Source organism: Subtercola boreus (genome assembly GCF_003399645.1).
Classification (GTDB): Bacteria; Actinomycetota; Actinomycetes; order Actinomycetales; family Microbacteriaceae; genus Subtercola; species Subtercola boreus_A.
This window is the reverse complement of the sequence record NZ_NBXD01000007.1, coordinates 44,150-63,264: the sequence shown is the minus strand read 5'-3', so window position 1 is coordinate 63,264 and position 19,115 is coordinate 44,150. Positions and strand designations below refer to the sequence as shown.

General features: G+C 61.7%; 18 protein-coding genes. 11 read left to right on the top strand and 7 right to left on the bottom strand.

All coding sequences use genetic code 11. The features are described 5' to 3' along the window. Window positions 1–9 precede the first annotated feature (9 nt). From B7R24_RS02630 to B7R24_RS02610, 5 genes are read right to left on the bottom strand one after another with little or no spacing between them, the layout of a single operon-like run. Window positions 10–1,080 carry an acyltransferase family protein gene (locus tag B7R24_RS02630; protein WP_172582679.1) on the bottom strand — a complete coding sequence of 357 codons (1,071 nt, stop codon included), beginning with the start codon at window positions 1,078–1,080 and terminating at the stop codon, window positions 10–12. A 54-nt stretch (window positions 1,081–1,134) separates the two neighbouring features. Beyond that, window positions 1,135–2,598, bottom strand: coding sequence for a lipopolysaccharide biosynthesis protein (locus tag B7R24_RS02625; protein WP_116417441.1), 1,464 nt, complete (start codon window positions 2,596–2,598; stop codon window positions 1,135–1,137). Next, window positions 2,595–4,028, bottom strand: a complete 1,434-nt coding sequence (locus tag B7R24_RS02620; RefSeq protein ID WP_172582678.1) for an O-antigen ligase family protein — start codon at window positions 4,026–4,028, stop codon at window positions 2,595–2,597. Before B7R24_RS02620 ends, B7R24_RS02625 begins: the two co-directional genes overlap by 4 nt. A 1-nt stretch (window position 4,029) precedes the next feature. After that, window positions 4,030–4,782, bottom strand: a complete 753-nt coding sequence (locus tag B7R24_RS02615; RefSeq protein WP_116417439.1) for a putative nucleotide-diphospho-sugar transferase — start codon at window positions 4,780–4,782, stop codon at window positions 4,030–4,032. Window positions 4,783–4,801: 19 nt separating this feature from the next. Then, window positions 4,802–5,857 carry a glycosyltransferase gene (locus B7R24_RS02610; RefSeq protein WP_116417438.1) on the bottom strand — a complete coding sequence of 352 codons (1,056 nt, stop codon included), beginning with the start codon at window positions 5,855–5,857 and terminating at the stop codon, window positions 4,802–4,804. Window positions 5,858–6,133: 276 nt separating this feature from the next. On the opposite strand from B7R24_RS02610, the gene B7R24_RS02605 reads away from it, so the two are divergent. The 8 genes from B7R24_RS02605 to B7R24_RS02570 all read left to right on the top strand — a co-directional run bounded on the left by B7R24_RS02605 (window position 6,134) and on the right by B7R24_RS02570 (window position 13,580). Further along, window positions 6,134–6,967, top strand: coding sequence for a glycosyltransferase (locus tag B7R24_RS02605; RefSeq protein ID WP_147303942.1), 834 nt, complete (start codon window positions 6,134–6,136; stop codon window positions 6,965–6,967). Window positions 6,968–7,019: 52 nt separating this feature from the next. Continuing rightward, window positions 7,020–7,805: a polysaccharide pyruvyl transferase family protein gene (locus B7R24_RS02600; RefSeq protein WP_172582677.1), complete on the top strand. Its 786-nt coding sequence runs from the start codon at window positions 7,020–7,022 to the stop codon at window positions 7,803–7,805. A 218-nt stretch (window positions 7,806–8,023) separates the two neighbouring features. Beyond that, complete coding sequence (locus B7R24_RS02595) at window positions 8,024–8,971, top strand: glycosyltransferase (RefSeq protein ID WP_116417435.1); 948 nt, start codon at window positions 8,024–8,026, stop codon at window positions 8,969–8,971. Further along, entirely contained in the window at window positions 8,968–10,224 is a 1,257-nt protein-coding gene (locus B7R24_RS02590; protein ID WP_116417434.1) for a glycosyltransferase, read from the top strand. Before B7R24_RS02595 ends, B7R24_RS02590 begins: the two co-directional genes overlap by 4 nt. Window positions 10,225–10,324: 100 nt before the next feature. Continuing rightward, entirely contained in the window at window positions 10,325–12,226 is a 1,902-nt protein-coding gene (locus tag B7R24_RS02585) for a hypothetical protein (RefSeq protein ID WP_147303941.1), read from the top strand. A 128-nt stretch (window positions 12,227–12,354) separates the two neighbouring features. Then, complete coding sequence (locus B7R24_RS02580) at window positions 12,355–12,849, top strand: DUF805 domain-containing protein (protein ID WP_116417432.1); 495 nt, start codon at window positions 12,355–12,357, stop codon at window positions 12,847–12,849. A 226-nt stretch (window positions 12,850–13,075) separates the two neighbouring features. Next, the gene (locus tag B7R24_RS02575; RefSeq protein WP_147303940.1) at window positions 13,076–13,366 is read left to right on the top strand and encodes a hypothetical protein; all 291 of its coding nucleotides are present in this window, start codon (window positions 13,076–13,078) and stop codon (window positions 13,364–13,366) included. 16 nt (window positions 13,367–13,382) lie between these two features. Then, complete coding sequence (locus tag B7R24_RS02570; protein ID WP_116417430.1) at window positions 13,383–13,580, top strand: hypothetical protein; 198 nt, start codon at window positions 13,383–13,385, stop codon at window positions 13,578–13,580. Between the two features lie 22 nt (window positions 13,581–13,602). Here the strand turns inward: B7R24_RS02570 and B7R24_RS02565 are convergent, their stop codons facing one another. Next, on the bottom strand, window positions 13,603–13,875 hold the full coding sequence (locus B7R24_RS02565) for a PLD nuclease N-terminal domain-containing protein (RefSeq protein WP_116417429.1): 273 nt from the start codon (window positions 13,873–13,875) through the stop codon (window positions 13,603–13,605). A 299-nt stretch (window positions 13,876–14,174) separates the two neighbouring features. Here B7R24_RS02565 and B7R24_RS02560 point away from each other — a divergent pair, with 299 nt between their 5' ends. Continuing rightward, a complete protein-coding gene (locus B7R24_RS02560; RefSeq protein ID WP_147303939.1) occupies window positions 14,175–14,708 on the top strand; it encodes a hypothetical protein in 534 nt (177 codons plus the stop codon). Between the two features lie 11 nt (window positions 14,709–14,719). Here the strand turns inward: B7R24_RS02560 and B7R24_RS02555 are convergent, their stop codons facing one another. After that, window positions 14,720–14,977, bottom strand: a complete 258-nt coding sequence (locus B7R24_RS02555) for a hypothetical protein (RefSeq protein WP_116417427.1) — start codon at window positions 14,975–14,977, stop codon at window positions 14,720–14,722. A gap of 208 nt (window positions 14,978–15,185) precedes the next feature. Here B7R24_RS02555 and B7R24_RS02550 point away from each other — a divergent pair, with 208 nt between their 5' ends. Together B7R24_RS02550 and B7R24_RS02545 are read left to right on the top strand one after the other, a co-directional pair. Further along, a complete protein-coding gene (locus B7R24_RS02550; RefSeq protein WP_116417426.1) occupies window positions 15,186–18,083 on the top strand; it encodes an alpha/beta fold hydrolase in 2,898 nt (965 codons plus the stop codon). 8 nt (window positions 18,084–18,091) lie between these two features. Next, window positions 18,092–19,009, top strand: a complete 918-nt coding sequence (locus B7R24_RS02545) for an ABC transporter permease subunit (RefSeq protein WP_116417425.1) — start codon at window positions 18,092–18,094, stop codon at window positions 19,007–19,009. The last annotated feature ends 106 nt before the right edge of the window (window positions 19,010–19,115 follow it).

Sequence of the window (19,115 nt, the reverse complement as noted above, 5' to 3'; positions counted from 1 at the left end):
GAAGCCCGACTACGCCGGCCAGGATTGCTCGTGGATACGTCGACTCGAGGGAAGGCGCCTGAGCCGCAGGGCGGGCTTTTCAACGACGAACCATGACGCTAGCGCAAGCGGCATGGTCAGCCCCAAGGAAAGCGCCACGAAGACCGGAATCGGCACTGACAGATCCGAGAGGCTCATCGCGAGCAATTGCTGAATCGGGAATCCATAAATATAAATTCCGTACGAAATATCGTTTGGTACGCCAATCCGGTGGAACGGAAGCGTCGAACCCAGATAGAGCAAAAGATAGGCAACGGGCAAACCAGCCAGTGCTTGAAACACTCCGAGATACATCGTCACTGCAGTGAGACCGGCCGCGCATGCGGCAAGGAGACCTGTGAGGGGTACGGCTCCACGGAAGAAGTACAGCGTCGCGCCTGCTGCAAAAAAGCCTCCAAGCCGCAAGCCGCGCGCGAACAACAATGGCAAGTTTACGGCGTCTATCGCCTGTGGGATCGTGACAGCGACACATAAGACCAAAACCCAAATCACCACCCACCGCACGTGACGACGCGGCAGGAACGAGACAAGTACTCCGACCACTACGTAGCAAGCCGCCTCGTAGGACAGAGTCCACAATGGGGAATTCCAGGCCTCATCAAATGGCATCCCGGTGAGCGTATTACCAATGTCCCGCTGAAATATGAATAAACCGAGGTTCTTTAGGACGTAAGTGATGCCATCCACGATTTGGTACGAGCCGTTTGAATTGATTAATCCTGCTACCGGTGCCGCCACGAAGGCAACCACAAGAAGGGCCGCGAGAAAGCCTGGGTAGATTCGAAGAAATCGCTTCCAGTAGTAGCTTCGGGCAGAACTCGATGCAAGTCGGCTGCCAGTGATGAGAAACCCCGAGATGGTAAAGAATCCGGCGACGGCCCAATCCCCAATGTCCTGGTCGCCAAGAAAGGGTGTCGAGCCGTATCCGCCGACCGGCCATGTGTGAGCGATAACTACCAGCCCGGCCAAAGTGAGCCTGATGAAATTGAGACTATTTCTCCTCGCGTCGAAACGCTCTGCGATTGACTGCCGGTTCCCCATGAAGCGAACGCTAGCCCACGTCGCTTCCGTCCGCATAACGTGAACACCGCGGGTTCACAATTTTTTTCGAACGATCCTCATTACGTCGTGGTAGACCGTCTTGTTGATCAGCCAAGTACCAATTCCGAACACGATTAGGGCCCAACCTGCATGTACTAGAAGAAAGGCGAAGGGCACTGAAACAAGCTGTGGGAATAATGAGCCCAGCAGAATGGACCCTCCGACGGCCACCAGGGACACCAAGAATGGTCGGAACCACTGGGACCAATACTTCTTTGGGTCTACACCGACGTTCTTTTTCAAAATATAGAGCCGCAGAGGCCAGTAGATGTACTGGCGGAGGGTGACCCCTAGTGCTACCGCGACCACGCCGTAGGGCAGAGCAATGAGCACCAGCACTACACCCAACAGGCTCTGCCCGAGCGTCAAGAACAGCGCGGACCTGGCTCGCCCCACTGCAATTAGAACGCTTCGGTCGTAGTAAGCCACGGCGTTGAGGGCCCCGAGGAAACAGAGGACCCTCATGATGATTACGCTTTGTTCCCATTGTTCGCCGAATACGAGGGGAATCAGCACGGGAGCCGTGATCGCACCAAGAGCGAAGAATGGAATCGCGAATGTGCTGCTGAGACTGGTGAGCTTGTAGAACCATGCGAGCAGCCGCGGTCTGTCGTGTTGGAGCCGTGAGAACGTCGTAAGCGATACACCCGAGAAGACAGACGAAAATAGCTCCACCATGATCGAAACCAGACGCACGGAGAGGTAGTAATAGCCAAGCGCCTCGGCGCTCAGAACGGCCCCGATGAGCAGCCGATCGGCCTGGGAATTCACCAGTCCGATCAGCTCCATACCGATAATAGAGCCGCCCACGCTCCAGAGGTCTTTGAGGGCGGAGTAGCTGAACTCAAAATTTGGGCGCCACCTGCTCTCCACCCAGAGCGTGACGAGCCCGACGATGGATGCGAGGAGGGTCTGGATCACGAGGCTCCATACCCCGAAGCCTGCAAAGGCGGAAACGATTGCCGCAATGCCACCGACCATTGTTCCCGAAAATCGTCGGATTGCGAGAGAGCGAAATTTGAAGTCCCTCTCAAGTAACGCAGCTGGAACGGAAGACAAGGCGTTAAGGACGAGGCCGACCGAAAGCCATCGGATGATTGGAGTCAGGGACTCTCCGTCCCCAAAAAGCTCCGCCAGCTGCGGCGCCAGCAGGAAGGAAATCAACGCGAGAGCGCCCGAGGAAATGACTGAAGTCCAGAAGGCCGTATTGGTGTAAATCCTCGAGAGTTCTGCCCGTTGGACGAGTCCGCGACCAAATCCCTGGTCGACAAAGACGTTGGCAAACGCCATAAACGCGCTAGCAAGCGCAACCAATCCGAAGTCGGCCGGAGACAGCAGGCGACCCAGAACCGTCAGGACCACTAGCCCCATCAGACGGTTGCTCCACTTGTCGGCAGCTACCCACTTGACTCCGGTCAAGGCCTTGTTGCGGAACGCTGTGTCATCCGCCTGAGTCATCTCGATCTCGCCCCCACCGCATTGTTCGTAGGGGCAGTCCTCATGGACAGGGCACCGACCGGTGGTTTCATGGGGTCATTTTCTCCAATTTCGATTGGCCGATCACGCCAAGCCATGAGGAGGGCAAATCCCAGCAAGAGAATGGTCGGCCTGCTCGACTCGAGAACATTGAAGAACCCTACTGAGACGGCATACGCCGCAAGGCATCCAAGGCCTGCATAGGCGTTGTACTTGATCGCCGTAAGTACCCCACCGGCAATAAGAAGCGCGAACAAAAGCAATCCAGGGATACCGACGCTGATCAAAAGCTGAAGGTAGGCACTCTCAATGATTACGCCACGCGGGTTGAGCGGTGCGGCCGCACTCACCGAGGACCCAGGGCCAGAACCGATCCAGTGAGACGCCTGAGCTACTTGAAAAGCCAAGTCCACGATGACGCCACGCGCGTTGGTTGAACCCTGTGCTTCATCTGAATCGAGGCGATCTTGAAATGCGGAGGCCTGTGTGATGCCGAACACTCCACCCACAACCGCAGCCGCCAAGGCGATCTTTGCTGGAGGGCTCAGCGATGAACGTCGGAACAAGTTCGGGAGAATAATCACTCCCGCAGCGATCGCGACTGCTCCGAGGCTGTTTCGTGAAACCGTGGTAAGTACGCCCAGCATGCTTATTCCGGCAACCAGGAGGTATTTGTTGCTGCCACCTTCAAGGCGCTTCCCAAAGGCTACGCCGAACGCCATGGAGAAAAAAAGACCTGCGTAGAGCGGGTGGCCTAAAGAACCCGACGCTCGGTAAACCGACCAATGCTGGGCGGGCACGATGTTCAGTGCGGCGTAAATCGGGTCGAATAGAAAATTACGTTGTACTAAGAACTCAACGGAGCAATATGCAGCCATAAGAACCGCCGCCCACAGGAATGTGCGCTGCAGGTTCGCGATGGCGTTTGCAGGCACCGGAACGAGCACGATGAGGAGGCCGAGCACAGCAAGGTCGAGACACCACGCCAGACTCGTTTGTAAAAGGCCGTTCGTAAACACGCTGGCGGCGAGCCACGCGAGCAGTGCGCCAGCGATGAGCTTGTAGGCGACGCCGACGCGGCTTTTCACTGCAGCGAACTCTGGTCTCGGCGCGAAAATCGACCGTGCGTACCAAACAACCAGAATGATGAACGATGGCGTAATGGTATTGAGGAAGTCATTTTCGGACAACGCGACGCGAGGCACAACAAGAAAAATGGCAAGAGCCGCTGAGGGCAGCCAGTCCTTCGGCAAGCAGCACAACGCTACAACGACCGCGCCCCCGACGATCAAGACGAAAGAATTTGTAGAACCAAGACGAGAAGTCAAAGTCAACGCACCGAAAATCAGCGCAGCAGCGAGCATCGCCAAGAGCAAGCATGTACCGGCGACACGCACAGTTGGAAGCTTCACCTCAGGCCTCGGATCTTGATCGGGCCGTAAGAGTTGGGAAGGCGGCGACGCTCGCATTCTCAACACGCTTCAGGGCCTGCGCAAAGTCGCTGTCCCTAGACTCTGGTTGGCTCTGGAACTTCGACAGCTGGCGGGCTCCAACCCTCTTGAGAACCTGGTATTGAACCTCCCGAAAGAGGGAACGTTTCAACAGTGGGCGCAGGTTACCGGTATAATGACGCACGTTGTCGCTCAACTCTGGGTCGATTGTGTTGTTCCACACCGACGGAATGACGGCCACTCCGCCTGATGTTCTTGCAACGAAGATGACGTTTCCGTTCTCGTACTTCAGCGTCAGTCTGTCCTCCCCAGGAATGCTCTCCGTCATGCTATCGAGCACCCGGCGAAAGAAAGCGACAGATCTGTCAGATCGTCTAGCCATCATGACTCCCGAGTTGAGTCGACCTGATCGACCGAGGGCCATGAAGACGTCATCCTCGAGATCGGCGAGTTCGTGCCGAAAGTCTGGGGCGGTGCTCTTCACCTCGCAATCGGCGTCAATATAGACGACCCAGTCGTACCCGGACTCGAGCGCATTGATCATCAAAGGGATCTTCAGCCAGGCGCTCAGCGCGGTGTCTTCGATGCGCTTCGGCTTATTGACTGATACATACTCGGCCCCCAAACGTTTCGCGTAGGCCCTCTGACTTGCGATACACGACAAAAATGCCGTGTCGTATCCGTTTTGCGCGATTGTGTAAATGAGGGTTCTCAAGAGTCTGAATCCTTTCGTTTCACTTTCGGGCGGCGGGTCTGGCCGAGCCCAGCGCCTGAAGATAGGCAAGATAGTGCAGCTCGCCCAGATGCACCCAACTACGGGAACTGAGATCCGGACGACGTGAAGGGTTCTTCTCGGACCATTGTCTCGCCCGATGGGCGGCAGATTCGATTATCTCTGCAGTCAAGGGACCTTCATATTGCACCACCCAGTCCAGACCAACTTCGTCAGCCAGGATTTGATTTGACTTGCTCTGTGGCACTAGTACCGGCCGAGCAAGCGACAACGCCGCGAGAAGAGCACCCGAGTTGTGCATGTCGCGGTAGGGGAGCACGACTAGAGCGCTCTGTCCGATTTCAGAAACCAGGGTGGAATCGTCGACAAATTCCAGTCTCGATGAGATACGCGTGTCGGTTAACGAGGCGGATCTGACGAGATCTGACAGAGCTTCGCCCTTAGGACTGCCCACAATCCGCAGGCTGAGATCAGTTCTTGTGCTGGCGCGGAATGCGGAGAGGAGGCTGTCCAGCCCCTTATATGCGCGTACATGGCCGAAGTAGAGCAGACGACCTGGAACTGGCTCTGGACAAGGGTATGACCCATACGTTTCGATATATCCGCCATGTGGGATGGTGACGACACTCGCTCCATCCGCCACCGGAGTAGCCGAGTTGAGCCGAATGAAAAGGTCGGTACGACGGTCGAACAACTGCAACAGCATCTGTTCGATACGGGTACTTTTCTCGTGCGGCACCACGTTATGCAGAGTGCGAACGATCGGAATTCCGCGCAGACCCAGACAGACCATCATGGAGGGAAACAAGATCTTCTGGGCGAGCGACTTTGTCGGATTCCTGTTGCGGATCCAATATTCGGGCCAGTGGGCGTGAAAGACGTCGAACTTCCCGAAAAGCGCTATCCGCCAAGTGAAGAACACGTTTGTCACCTCAGGTGCTGCGCCCTCCACCAGGGACGTGACGTACTCCGTACCCCCAACGGGCTTTTTCGTCGACTGCAGCACCCTGACAGGTGGCCGTTCGGCGGAGACATTCACAGAATTCTTCTTGCCCATCTGGTGCAATCCTTCTCGCAATGCGGGTTCTCTCGTGGCGTGTCTGATGACGTCGTAGGCGGGATTCGGAGGCGGATGTGCGCATCTGAGGGCAGATGCAGATTGAGAACCCCAAGGATATGCCTCCTACGTTTCGGAGAGGTTGCGGGATGCCCAACGGCCTTGCGAATCATTTTGGAAACACAAGGCCGCTAGTATGAGGCCCTCTGATGGGGGTGACGGGGCGTTCGCAGCGCCACGTCTCATCAGTTGAGCAAACAGGGGGAGATCAGCACGATGAGTAGCCATGCAAATGTCAGGTTCAACCATCTACTGCTGACCAAATTCAACATCCTCACCACACTGGAATACGGTCCGTTGGAGCAACGGCTGGATTCTGAGTGGCTACGAGCCCGCCTGGTCGAGTTTGAGACATTCTGCCTCCCATCGGTTGCGGGCCAAGTCGGGGCTGACTTCAGGTGGGTAGTTTTCTGTGATGAAGCGAGCCCAGACTGGTTCAAGCAAAAAATGCGGTCGTTTGGCGATGTGTTGATTCCGCTGTTTGTTTCCGGCATGACAAACGCCACGATGGGCCAGCGGTTGAAGACCGAGGGGTTGACCGACGAACGACCTCTCATCAGCACGCGTCTGGATAACGACGACGCTATTGCTCGAGATTATCTTTCGAATGTTCAATCACACTTCGCTAATCAGGACCGCCTCTTCGTGGATTATCCAATCGGGCTACGAGCTTGTGAAGGTGCTCTATTCTCCGGATTGTGGCGGTCCAATCCGTTCATGTCACTCATCGAAGCCTCGCCCGACAACGGCGTCCCCTACCTCGGTGTTTACTTCAAGCAGCACCACAAGGTGCGGAAGACCGAGCAGATCAAGACGGTTTGGCACTCGCCTGTTTGGCTTCGGGCGATGCATTCGGCCAACACTGTGCAGACCCAAGTGGGAATTCCGCGCCTGTCGTCTCAGGATGAACGATTCAGTGTCGATTGGGCCGGGCTCAAGACACCACCGTCACTATCGAAGAAGGTCAGTATTTCGCTCCTTGGATACAAGGCGCGTTTGGAACGAAGCAGCAAATACAAGACCATCGCACGCCGGTTCTCCAAAATTTGATCGGCCGGTGTCCGCCCTTCGGAAGGAGTCTGCTATCCCGCAGGTAAAGGTAGTGAACTGGAATCCTCGCGAACCACGATTGCCGGGTCGGATCGGGCGCAAGTTTCCGATCGGCCCGCGAAAGAACAACTTCGGTGATTTGCTAGGGCCGAAAATCGTCGAACGCCTTCTCGCAATAAACAACTTAGTAGGCCCGACCTCTTTCGGGCGTTCCAAACGTCTCCTGACCGTTGGATCGATCATGCACTTTGCTCGAAATGGCGATGTTGTTTGGGGCACAGGAATTAACGGAAAGGTCGACCCTAGCCTTCACCGGTACGCTCGGCTGGACGTTCGCGCCGTGCGCGGCCCCCTAACGCGGAACGCATTAATGAAGCGCGGAATCGGCACGCCGGAAGTCTTTGGAGACCCGGGACTTCTTGTCGGGCACATTTGGCCCCGTTCGACTTGGGCGCCCCCCGAGGTGCCAGATCGCGTGCTCGTCATCCCAAACTTGAACGACCATTCAAACACCCCTTCTGACCTGAACCCGTTGAGCCCGCGCAGTCCCCTCTTAAAAATCATCGGCAGGATTGCCCATGCGGAACTTGTCGTCGGCTCGTCTTTGCACGCGATTGTCCTCGCTGACTCGCTAGGAGTTCCAGCTCGGCTCGTTCGCTCGCCCAGCGAAGCCATGTTCAAGTACGAGGACTATTACTACGGCTCCGGTCGATCCTCGTTCAGCCCCGCCAGCTCGGTGTCGGAGGCGGTGCGGCTGGGCGGTGAAGATCTCCTTGAATGGGACGCTCAGCCACTGCTCGGGGCTTTTCCCCTGGACCTCTGGGGTAAATCAGAATGAATCTCATGTCTACCAAACGGAGGGGTCGTTGCCCGCGCTGTGGTAACGACCTCGAAGAGACAAATGTCATTGACGAAGGTGGGGGCAGCCTCGCCGGAGTGATCTATGTATGCACGCACTGCGACTTTGAGACAGCGAGCGGCATCCCCGACACGATCGATACTTTTTGACCAACCGCCCTCCGGGCACAGCCTGATCAAAGGATTGGAATACGGCGCATGAGCACATCTCATACCGGGCGGAAGTTTTTGTTCGTGGCCTCGACGGGGGGCCATCTCGCTCAACTTGTTCGCCTTTCGTCTCGCTTCGATGCTTCGGAAGACTCACTGTGGATCACCTTCCGTTCGCCACAAAGCGAATCTTTACTCGAGGGACGACGAGTGCTGTTCGTCCCGTATATACGACCTCGCGCCTTCATCAAGACAGCGCAAACGGTGTCCGTGGTGCGATCCCTCCTCAAACGGGAGTCCTTTGATGAGGCAATTAGCACCGGGGCTGCTCTTGCTGTATCCGTGCTTCCGCTCGCGAAGCTCCGGGGGATCAAGACCACATATATCGAGAGCGTCTCGCGGGTAAACGGACCTTCTTTATCGGGCCGGATTCTCCGGGCTCTCCACTCTGCCGACCTGTACACACAGCACGCACAATGGGCCGACTCACGCTGGAAACATATTGAGGGAGTTCTCTCTGAATTCGAAACCATCCCGAAAGACACTGTCTCAGTCCCAAGACTGTTCGTGACGCTTGGCACTATCGAACGGTATCGCTTTGATTCGCTGATTGACGCTGTGCTCGATAGCGGGCTTGCCGATGATTCCACAACGTGGCAGCTCGGTGTGACAACTCGTAACGACCTTCCCGGTGAGGTGCACAATCTCATGTCGGCCACGGAGTTCGACGAGGCAGCTCAGGGCGCAGACGTGGTGATCACACATGCCGGCGTGGGTACAATCTTGCAGTTGCTGGAAATGGGCATTTCTCCCATCATCGTGCCGAGACGCAAGAGCCGAGACGAGCACGTCGATGACCATCAAGACCAGATCGCATCCCTGCTGAGACGGTTGGGGGTGGGCAGCGTTCAGCTGATGGAATCTCTCTCCCGCGAATCAATTGTCTCGTCGACAGGGAATTCAGTTCGCGCTGTAGCGAGAGGGTCGATCCAATGAAGAAGCACGTGCCTCGGTCTGGGCAGACTGATCCGCACTCGATTGACTACTTAGTTGGCGGCTTCCGTATCTCTGTCGGCCCAACGAGTAACACACCAGGCCCACGGACACATATCGTCAACTTTGTAAAGGCCCTCGAATCGCGCCGATTCGCAGTACGCACCGTCCTCGCTTCAGACATGCCCTTCATGGCTCGCTTTTCCACCATTCGACAGAGCGACTACACAGCCGCCTCAGACGCGAAGGTGCGACTAGCCGACGCAGTGCGCGTGGGAGCCGCCGTTTGGACTGGGCTCAATGTCTTCCTTGAGACCATTCGGTCTCCGGCCCCATTCATGATCTACGAGCGCATCGCGGTACTGCAGAGCATGACGAGTTTTCACGCTCGGAAAGGCCGAGCAATACGCGTCGTCGAAGCCAACGGTGTCTTGTCGAGGGAGACGGCGCATGATCGGCATGTCCTTAAGGCCGAAAGGCTCGCGGCCTTCTTGGAACGTCGCGTTCTGCGCCGCGCAGCGGTTGTCGTCGCAGTCAGCGAGCCGTTGAAGAGGGAACTCGTCGAATTCGCAGCGATCCCCGAAGCCAAGGTGCTGGTGCTGCCCAACGGTGTTTCCAGTGCTCTCACGGTAATACCGCTCGCACGACCTGCGGGCAGCATCATTATTGGCTTCGTGGGTTCGATAGTGAAGTGGCAACACTTAGATCAGCTCCTCCTCACCTTCGCGAGTATCCTCCCCGCCCTCGAAGAGGCTCACGGCATTCCAGTTATGCTCGAGATCATCGGCGATGGGGCAGAATACAGCTTTCTTGAAAAGCTTATTCGAACGAACCAACTCGGAGATTCAGCGGTGCTTCTTGGTCGACTTTCGCACAAAGAAGTCTTAGAAAGAATGTCCTCGTGGACTCTCGGTTTCGCCGGTCACGAAAAGTCATCGAGCCGTGCCATGTACCACAGCCCGCTCAAAGTCTACGAATACGCGGCTCTTGGCCTGGGCATCGTCTGTACCTACTCTGACGACGCCGCGTCCCTCACCGCTGTCGGAGTTCCCGTGCACTTCTACGAGGATCAACGTTCCTTGGCCGACTCTCTTGAGCAGGCCGTAGCCGATGCAGTTGGGGAGGGTCTAGAGGACATCAACCAAAGACGGTCGCTGGTTGGCAAGACACACTCCTGGGAGAGTCGTGCCGACCAACTACTCTCTTTCACCGCGCAAATCCAAAAAACGCAAGTGAAACGGGAACGGGCAGTCTGAATTGCTCGGAAGCCACGCCCGAAGTAACGAAACCGGCCTCGTGTAACTCGGGCCCACCCGCCGGGGCTAATGCCCCTGGCGGCGACCCTATGATGATGACGTGTCGGCACTGAGGAGGTATCCGAGCGCCCTCGTGCTGGCGATCATCCTGATCCTGTATCTGGCGGCTGCGCTGACGACGCTGCACAGCTGGCTGGCCGCCGGGTTCGTCATCACGGGCGATGCTCCCCATTACCTCGTGATCACCCGCGGCATCCTGATCGACCACACCCTCGAACAGACCGTGCCGTACCGGGAGGCCTTCGAGCAGGGGCTCTTTCTGGGCAGCGGGATCACCGAGCCGCCCTCCCCCGCAAACACGCATGCGTATCTCGGACCGCACGGTCTCTTCAACATCCACAATTTCGGTCTGCCGCTGCTTCTCGTCGTGCCGTATGCCCTGCAGGGGGTTCTCGGGGTGCAGGTGTTCCTCATCCTGGTCGGCGGTATCGGCATCGTCGTTTTCTGGAAGATCAGTGGGGTCTTCACGCCGATGCGGTGGGTGCGGGCGCTGTCTGTCGCAGCGGTCGGGCTCGCCATGCCGCTGCTGTCGAGTTCGAGCCAGATCTTTCCCGACATCCCAGCTGGCGTGCTCTGCCTGGTCGGGCTGTACTGGCTGATCACGGTGCAGAAACACCGGTCGCTCTGGCGGGAGGTTCTGATGGGGCTGGCCGTCGGATACCTGCCTCTGCTGCAGATCAAGTTCGCGGCACCGGCCGCGGTGCTCGCGGTGGCGCTGGCACTGGCGATCGCCAGGCGTCGACCGAACGCGACACGCGCCAGACGCTGGCGGAGCACGGCCGTCATCGTTGTACCGTTCGTCTCTCTTCTCGGGCTGGTGTTCGCGTTCAACCTGTACGCGTTCTCGAACCTGACGGGGCCCTATGAGGCGGGAGCGTTCCGTCTGGCCCCGGTGACGCTCATGGTGTTCGTCGGGCTTGCGATCGACCAGAACCAGGGCTTCCTCTTCCAGAGTCCCCTCGCCTTTCTCGGGCTGGTCGGGGTGGGCATGATGCTCGCGTGGCGTCGCAACGTCACCATCGCAGGGGTGCTGGTGTTCTTCTCCCTCATCGTGCCCAATGTGCTGCTGTCGAACCAGTACGGGGGTTACTCGTTCATCGGCCGGTTCCAGTACCCCGCCGCGCTGGTCTTCGGCGTCGCGACGCTGTTCGTGCTCAGCCGCATCGCGGAGCGAAGCCGGGTGCTGTTCGCCGCCGTCTGTGCTGCCGGCATCGCGGTGCAGGCCCTCTTCTGGGCGTTCTACACGTTCTCGCCGCCCTTCCTCGAATCCGCCGCCAGGCTCTTCTACAATCCGAACGCCGACCCTGGTCTTCTGAACTACAGCGTCTTCTTCTACCCACTGCAGAACGCGCTCGCTGCGCTCTACAACGATCAGTGGGCGTTCGGGTATCTGCCCAACTACGTGTGGGCGGCGGTCGTGGTGGTGCTTCTCGCGGCAGGGGTGCTGCTGGGCATCCGTCGCCACATTCTGAAGAGGGTGTGGATGCCCGTGGCCGCCGTTCTCGCAGCGGGCGTGCTCGGGGCGGCGCTCATCAGCGTCTCGCCGACGGTCACGCGGGTCTACGACACCTCGGGCCTCATCGTGGAACAGGGCACACCGACCGCCGACGGGGTCTCGGTGTCTGCGGCCACCGGTCAGACCGCCGGGCCGGTCACGGCGGGGCCGATCACCCTGATGCGTGCCGGCACCTACACCGTGTCGCTGACGTATTCGAGCACGGCTCCCCCGACCACCCTCGTCGGAACGTGGCAGCCGGCTCCGGCCGACGCTGACGCGCTGCCGGAGCGGCCGCTGGCCGGCACGAATGGGGAGCCGGTCACGGTGAGCCAGACGGTGGTGCTGACGAACGCCGTGCCCCGGCTGCTGCAGTTGCGCACGACGTGGAACGGTGTCGGGCAGCTCACAGTGCTGAACGCCACGTACGTCGTGCCGTCACGATGACCCGTGACCTGCACGGATGCTCAGACCGCATGCCCAAATCGCCGTCGATCGTGAGGTCGAGACCGTGAGGATGGTGTGAGGATAAGGCGCACACGATCATCACTGTCGCGACCTGAAGGAAACCTGTCATGACCATGCCCCCTCCCCCGCCCCTGCCCTCGAACCAGGCATCGACGAACCCCGGGGGCCCTGTGCCGCTGTGGGCGCCGTACTACAACGCGCCGATCGGTGTCGCGGTGCGCCGGTTCTTCACGAAGTACGCAACGTTCTCGGGCCGCGCCAGCCGCGCGGAGTTCTGGTGGTGGTACCTCGTCTCGGTCGTCATCAGTATCGTCCTGAACATCATCTACAGCGCGGCCGGTGGCAACCGCATGAATGCCGACGGCTCGATGCAGAGCATGAGCGGCGGCGCGATCGTTGTGTCCATCGTCATTCTGATCGTCGGCCTCGCGCTCCTCATCCCCAGCCTCGCGCTCGCGGTGCGCCGCCTGCACGACACCGACCACTCCGGCTGGTGGATCTTCATCGGGCTCATTCCCCTCGTCGGTGCGATCATCCTGCTCGTGTTCTATCTCACCGGCCCCAAGCCAGCCGGAGCACGGTTCGACCAGCCCACCTCCTGACGCCTGTACGAAAACTGGTACGAGTACGCGGCCTCCGCGTGCTCGTACTTCTTTCTGTCGGCGCGGTTCTGAGCGTGCTTCCCGGTACATCGGCCGCCGTCACGGTTGCCCTGGATGCGCCCGGTTGCCGCAGTCGTTTGCGGCCGCGGGAGCGGATGCGGTGTCGGCTGACATCGCTGCAGGTCTCCTCCCTGGGCCGCAGAACCCCTGTGGTCGAATGTCGCCGGTGCGGATACTCACCGACAACCCCGACGAAGACGATGAGGGTCGCGCCATGGCCCGGGTGCTGCACAGCGTCGCGCCCGGCGCGGCCATCGTCTTCGCCGCGGCGGGGCCCGAAGACGGGGCCAAGGCAACCTCGATCGATGACCTCGTCGCGGCGGGTGCGACGGTCATCGTCGACGATGTTCAGGGTGAAGACGAACGCGCCTTCCGGCGCGGCCCCTCCGGCGCCGCGGTTCAGCGAGCCGTCGACGCCGGCGTGTTCTACGTGACGGCCGCGGGCAAATACGGGTGAAGGCGGCGTGCGGCGAATGACACAGAAGACCCCGCTCCTCACCGCTCTCTATGCATTCGGCGTCGCGGCGTTCATCATCGGCGCGATACTGCTCTTCGCGGCCTACGCGCCAGACAACGATACCCTCGAGAGCGCCGGCATCATCACCCTGCTCGTGGCGTGGGCTGTTCTCGTCAATGCCGCGATCATGGATGCGCTCCGCCACAGGAGCTGAGAGCTCCCGCCGATCGAAGTGGTCAGTGGAGACGCGCGACGCTCGAATGAGCCTGCCGCGTCAATGCCTGAACTACGAACCAGGCCAGTGCGCCGACGACCGGCAACGCGATGACGACACCCGTCCAGGCGACTTTGGCGGCCGTGCCGGTCATTTCAGACGCCCAGATGGTCGCCAGCGCCGCTGCAACCAAGCCCACAACGACGATCACCGAGACAACCCACAGAACGTTCCCTCCGGCAGGTAGTTCGGGGCTGACTGCCTCAGCAATTCGTAGCTGCTCCGCGTTGATCATGCCCCCACCCTGTTCTCGGCGCAGGTTCATGTCAAGCCAAACCGTCGTAATTTGACAAGTTATTGATGTTTTCTCAGGAAAGTGCCAAGGTCGATTAAGGGCGACGGAACATGGTGGCTCATAAAAGGAAGATTGGACTCTAACTAATGTTGACGAGCAAGAAAATGATCGCAACCCTCCTGGCCGCGTCGGGGGTGGCTCTATGCGTGCTGACTGCGGCCCCCGCCCACGCTGCAACGCCGGCTGGGTTACCGACCGAATTCGTGAACAGCGTCACAGCCGTTTGGTCGTCGAACGGGGTGAGCGATTCGACGCAGCAAGCCCTCTTGGGAGTGCTCGCGGAGGGCGGAGCGATCGATGCTCAGCGCGCCGACAGATCGCCTGTATCGTCGACCGTCAGTGACAGGGGCACATCGTTCGTCGAGGTGAAGAGATACGCAGACGGGTCGATCAACGTCTTCACCCTCGAGAAGCCCGCCGCAGGAGATAACGGCGGCAGCCCGCAGGCCGTACAGGGCTGTTCTGTCGAGTCGACACCTCAGATCTATCGCCGGTGCACCGTGAACGGTCAGTTCACCGGGGTGGCGCTTGCTTTCTTCGCCGACTACCAGCTGAGCGACTCATCGCACGCGGCCATCCTGATGTATGACAGCGCAACCGTGCAATGCTTCTACCCTCTGTCTTGCAGCACACCCGTCTTCGAAGCATTACGAATGCAGCAGAACGGTTCGCTGCCTGCGACGCTCACCCTGACGACCAACTACTCAGGCATCGGAACGGGCACAACACGGCTCGTGCTGACGGTGGCGGGGCTGTCCGCTCAGTCCAACTAGCAGACGACCTGTTAGAGCTTCGGGAGCCTCGCCAGCGCCTCGTCTGCCTTTGACTCGCTGACGCCGAGGTCGTCGACGAGCAGGGTGCGGGCGGGGGCCTGGTCGCCTCGGCGCTGCGACTGGAAGGCGGCATCGGCCCGGGGGCCGAGGTCTGCGGTCGGCTGCTTGGTGATGCCGAGCTGGTCGACGAGTTCCTGCGCCGGCTTCACGCCGTAGGCCGAGTTGACCGCCGAGGGCAGAGGGTAGCTGCTGAGTGGTCCGAGGTTCATCGGAGGTCCTCTCGCGGTGGATGATGGGCCCACGATACGGTCGGCCCGAGCCGCCCGAACGGGGTCGACAGCGTCAGCCCGGTGGAGTAGATACGCCCCGATGATGCGGTAGGGGCAAGGCCCGGCGTTCTGGCGGGTAACGTTCATGAAGACGACGCGACCGACGCGACCCTCGTCAGCATCTACCCTGCACCAGGCGAGGTCACGGATGGGACGCACGCACCGACCGCACCACCACGCGGCCTCAGGCGTCACTCGGCGCCGCCGCCGGCTGGTTCCAGCGGCGCTGGCCGTGCTCGCGCTCTCGACCTCGCTCGCAATCGGTGCCGGTGCAGCACCTGCTTCTGCTGCGAGTTCGCCGCAGCCCACGTCGGATTCCGTGGAGTCGTTCTTCGTGCAGGTACCCTCGGCGCCGGGCAGCAGCACGAGCATCCCGCTCGACGTCGACCTTTACACGCCCGCCGTGACCCCCGCGCCGGCGGTGCTGCTCGCCCATGGTTTCGGGCAGACCAAGGCCGATCTCGGGCCCGAGGCGAGGGAGCTTCAAGACGCGGGATACGTCGTGCTCGCCTACACGGCCCGTGGGTTCGGCCAGTCGGGCGGCTCGATCGGGCTCGACTCGCTCGATGGTGAGGTTCCGGATGCCCGGGCCCTCGTCGACGTTCTGGCCGGTGACCCGGCGGTCGAGCAGCAGAACGGCGACCCGCTCGTCGGAGCGGTCGGCGGATCGTACGGTGGCGCCCTGGCGCTTATGCTCGGTGCGACGGATCCCCGGGTCGACACGGTTGTCGCGGCCATCACGTGGAACGATCTCGCCCAGGCGCTGGTTCCGAGCTCGGCGGGAAGCATCGACGGGGCGACAGCCGCCCCTGCCGCCGCCGAGAAGGCACCCGGCGCGGTTGCATCGGGGGCCCTTCGGGACTTCAAGTCGGGCTGGGCTTCGCGCCTCTACGGCGCCGGGATCACCTCCACCGACCCGTGCGGCCGCTTCACCCCCGAGTTCTGCGCGCTCTACCAGAACCTCGTCACCGGTGCACAACCGACCTCGGCAGAGCTGGGCCTGCTCGCCCGTTCCTCTCCCTCGACCGTGCTCGCCGGCATGCACGCCCCGACCCTCCTCCTGCAGGGTCTGCAGGACAATCTGTTCGGGCTCGACCAGGCCGATGCGAACGCGAAGCAGCTGACGGCGGCCGGCGCGCCCGTGCAGGTGCAGTGGTTCAATGGCGGCCACGACGGCGGGGGCATCGACGGCACCGACACGATCATCCGGTCGTGGCTCGCCGACCACCTGACGGCGAGCCTGCCTGTGCCCGCGACCTTCAGCTACGCAGTGCCGCCGAGCGCAACCGCCTTCGGCAAGACTATCACGGCGACGGCCTACCCGGGACTGAATGGATCGGGTTCAGGGCAGCAACTCGCTCTCGCGGGCCCCGAGTCGACGGTCGTGAACCCACCGGGCGGGCAGCCGGCAGCAGTGACCGGGCTGCCGGGTCTCGATTCCAGCAGCGTGGCGGGCCGTACAGCTGCAGGGTTGCTGTCTGCCGCCAACCCTCCGGCCGAGCAGGCGCGTTTCGTCTCGGCCACACTGACCGATCCCGTCGTGCTCGCGGGGGCCGCCACCGTGCGCCTGCGCGTCAGCCCGGCACCCGGCTCGGCTCCCTCGGAGGCGCTGCTGTACGCGCAACTGTCGGTGAGCACCGGAGACGCGGTACGCGTGCTGCCGGGCGGCGTCGCGCCGATCAGGGTGGCGCTGCCCGCGACGGGTGCCGAGGTCACCGTAACCCTGCCCGCGACGTCGTGGAGCTTCACGCCCGGAGACCGCCTGACGCTCACCGTGCGCACCACCGATTCGCAGTTCGCCGGATCCCCGACCCCGGCCGCGTACCTGGTGGCGGTCGACGGGCCGATCACCCTGCCGACTGTCACGCCGGCGGCGACCGACCAGAGCGCGGGCCAGCCCTCGACCGGAGTGCTCCTCGGTATCGTTGCGACGCTACTGGTGGCGCTCGCCCTGGTGGTCGGGGCCGTGGTTCGCGCGCGGCGCACGGCAGCCCGGGTGGTGGCCGGAGGTGTCGCTGGCGCTGGAGGCCTGCCCGGGGCATCGGGTGGCCGGGCCGTGGCCGGGCCGGGAGCGCCAGAATTGCCAGAAGTGCCGGAAGAGCGACGAGTACCGGAGGAACCGGTCTCGGCCGAAGGGCCTCCGCTGAGCATCCGGGGCCTGACCAAGCGCTTCCGCTCGGGCTTTCTCGCCGTCGACGACGTGTCGTTCACGGTCGAACGTGGGCAGGTGCTCGGCCTTCTCGGCGAGAACGGCGCCGGTAAGACGACCACGCTGCGGATGGTGGCCGGCCTCATCCGCCCCGATTCGGGCACCGCCACGTCGTTCGGAACGACCATCGGCCCCGGCTCACCGGTTCTCGCTCGGCTCGGCTGCTTCATCGAGGGGCCCGGGTTTCTGCCGCATCTCTCAGGACGCCGCAACCTCGAGCTCTATTGGGCTGCGACCGGGCGCCCGCGCTCCGAAGCTCGATTCGACGGGGCGCTCGCCGTCGCCGACCTCGGCGGAGCCCTCGCCAAGCCTGTCCGCGGCTACAGCCAGGGCATGCGCCAACGCCTCGCCATCGCGCAGGCCATGCTCGGGATGCCCGATCTGCTCGTTCTCGACGAGCCGACCAACGGGCTCGACCCGCCCCAGATCACCGCACTGCGGGGAGTGCTGCGGAGGTACGCCGAAGGAGGCCGCACCGTGATCGTCTCCTCCCACCTGCTCGGCGAGGTCGAGCTCACCTGCACCCATGTCGTGGTGATGTCGCACGGTCGTGTCGTGGCAACCGGGCCGGTGGGCGAGATCGCGGGGGATGCGAGCGAGCTCGTGATCGGCGTCACCGACGTGCCGGCAGCGCTCGCCGCGGTGGGGGCTCTGGGCGTCGAGCGGGCCGAGACCCACGCGCCGGAGGGGATCCGGGTCGTGCCGGGTGAGCATCCGGTCGAGGCGGTGGTCGCGGCACTGGTCGCGGCAGGGGTCGGCGTGACCGATCTGCAGCGCGGGCGGCACCTCGAAGAAGCCTTCCTCTCGCTCATCGGTGCGACGGAGCCGTCGGCGTGAGCGGGAGAGTGAACGGGAACGGGAAGGCGGGCGGCGACCTGAGCGGGGCAGAGACAGTGGCTGCGTCGATCCGTGGCGGGGCAGAATCCGTCGGGTACCGACCGAGGGACACCATGCCGTTCCGGGTCGAGCTGGCTCGCCAACTGAGTCAGTGGCGCGTGCGCATCGTGCTGCTGATTCTCGTGCTGCTGCCCGTCATCGTGCGCATCGCCCTGCTCATCGGCGGGCCGCCGCCATCGGGCGGAAGCAGCTCGGCCACGACCCTCGTCGCGCTCGCCCAGGTGAGCGGTGGAACCTTCGCAGCCTTCGTCGTGCAGCTCACACAAGGGTTTCTCGTCACCCTCATCGCCGCGCTGCTCTACGGCGACATGATCGCGGGCGAGGCATCGCGCTCGACACTGAAGTATCTGCTGACCATCCCCGTGCCCCGCCTGCGGCTGCTCTGGGTGAAGGTGGCCGTGGCATCCGTTCTCCTCCTTGCGGGGCTCGTGGCGCTCACCCTGGTCGCGCTCGTGGTGGGCCTTGTGTCGTACGGGCCCGGCGGCATCCAGGTGCCCGGTGGGCCGGAGCTCACCCTTGGCGATTCGGTCGGCAGGCTCGCGCTGGCCACCGCGACCGGTGCCTCCGGATTGCTCTGGGCCGCCGGTCTCGGAACACTGCTCACCGTCGTGGCCAACAGCCCGCTCGCGGCGGCCGGCGGGGTCGTTCTCGTGTCGATCCTGTCACGGCTACTCGACTCGATTCCGACCCTGGGCGACCTGCGCATCATCCTGCCGACGCACTACTCGACCGCGTTCAGCCAGTTTCTGACGACGCCGACAGACCTCGGCCCGGTCGCCGATTCGGTGCTCTCGGGGCTGCTCTGGGCCCTTGTTCTCGGAACGCTCGCCGCCTGGTGGTTCAGCCGCAAAGACATATCAGGCTGACGATCATCGCCCCCACCCGGCGCTTCCGCCTCGGTAGAATGGCGCCCAGTGAGCGAGGGGGATGCACCTACCGGGGTGCCCTGTCAGGTTCGATTTCCTGAATCCT

What these genes read in the sequence shown, in the direction of transcription:
- B7R24_RS02565 (WP_116417429.1), bottom strand. Translation starts at nt 13,875, where the DNA reads ATGATCAACGCGGAGCAGCTACGAATTGCTGAGGCAGTCAGCCCCGAA.
- B7R24_RS02625 (WP_116417441.1), bottom strand. Translation starts at nt 2,598, where the DNA reads ATGACTCAGGCGGATGACACAGCGTTCCGCAACAAGGCCTTGACCGGA.
- B7R24_RS02570 (WP_116417430.1), top strand. Translation starts at nt 13,383, where the DNA reads ATGACACAGAAGACCCCGCTCCTCACCGCTCTCTATGCATTCGGCGTC.
- B7R24_RS02595 (WP_116417435.1), top strand. Translation starts at nt 8,024, where the DNA reads ATGAGCACATCTCATACCGGGCGGAAGTTTTTGTTCGTGGCCTCGACG.
- B7R24_RS02555 (WP_116417427.1), bottom strand. Translation starts at nt 14,977, where the DNA reads ATGAACCTCGGACCACTCAGCAGCTACCCTCTGCCCTCGGCGGTCAAC.
- B7R24_RS02605 (WP_147303942.1), top strand. Translation starts at nt 6,134, where the DNA reads ATGAGTAGCCATGCAAATGTCAGGTTCAACCATCTACTGCTGACCAAA.
- B7R24_RS02590 (WP_116417434.1), top strand. Translation starts at nt 8,968, where the DNA reads ATGAAGAAGCACGTGCCTCGGTCTGGGCAGACTGATCCGCACTCGATT.
- B7R24_RS02550 (WP_116417426.1), top strand. Translation starts at nt 15,186, where the DNA reads ATGGGACGCACGCACCGACCGCACCACCACGCGGCCTCAGGCGTCACT.
- B7R24_RS02610 (WP_116417438.1), bottom strand. Translation starts at nt 5,857, where the DNA reads ATGGGCAAGAAGAATTCTGTGAATGTCTCCGCCGAACGGCCACCTGTC.
- B7R24_RS02630 (WP_172582679.1), bottom strand. Translation starts at nt 1,080, where the DNA reads ATGGGGAACCGGCAGTCAATCGCAGAGCGTTTCGACGCGAGGAGAAAT.
- B7R24_RS02580 (WP_116417432.1), top strand. Translation starts at nt 12,355, where the DNA reads ATGACCATGCCCCCTCCCCCGCCCCTGCCCTCGAACCAGGCATCGACG.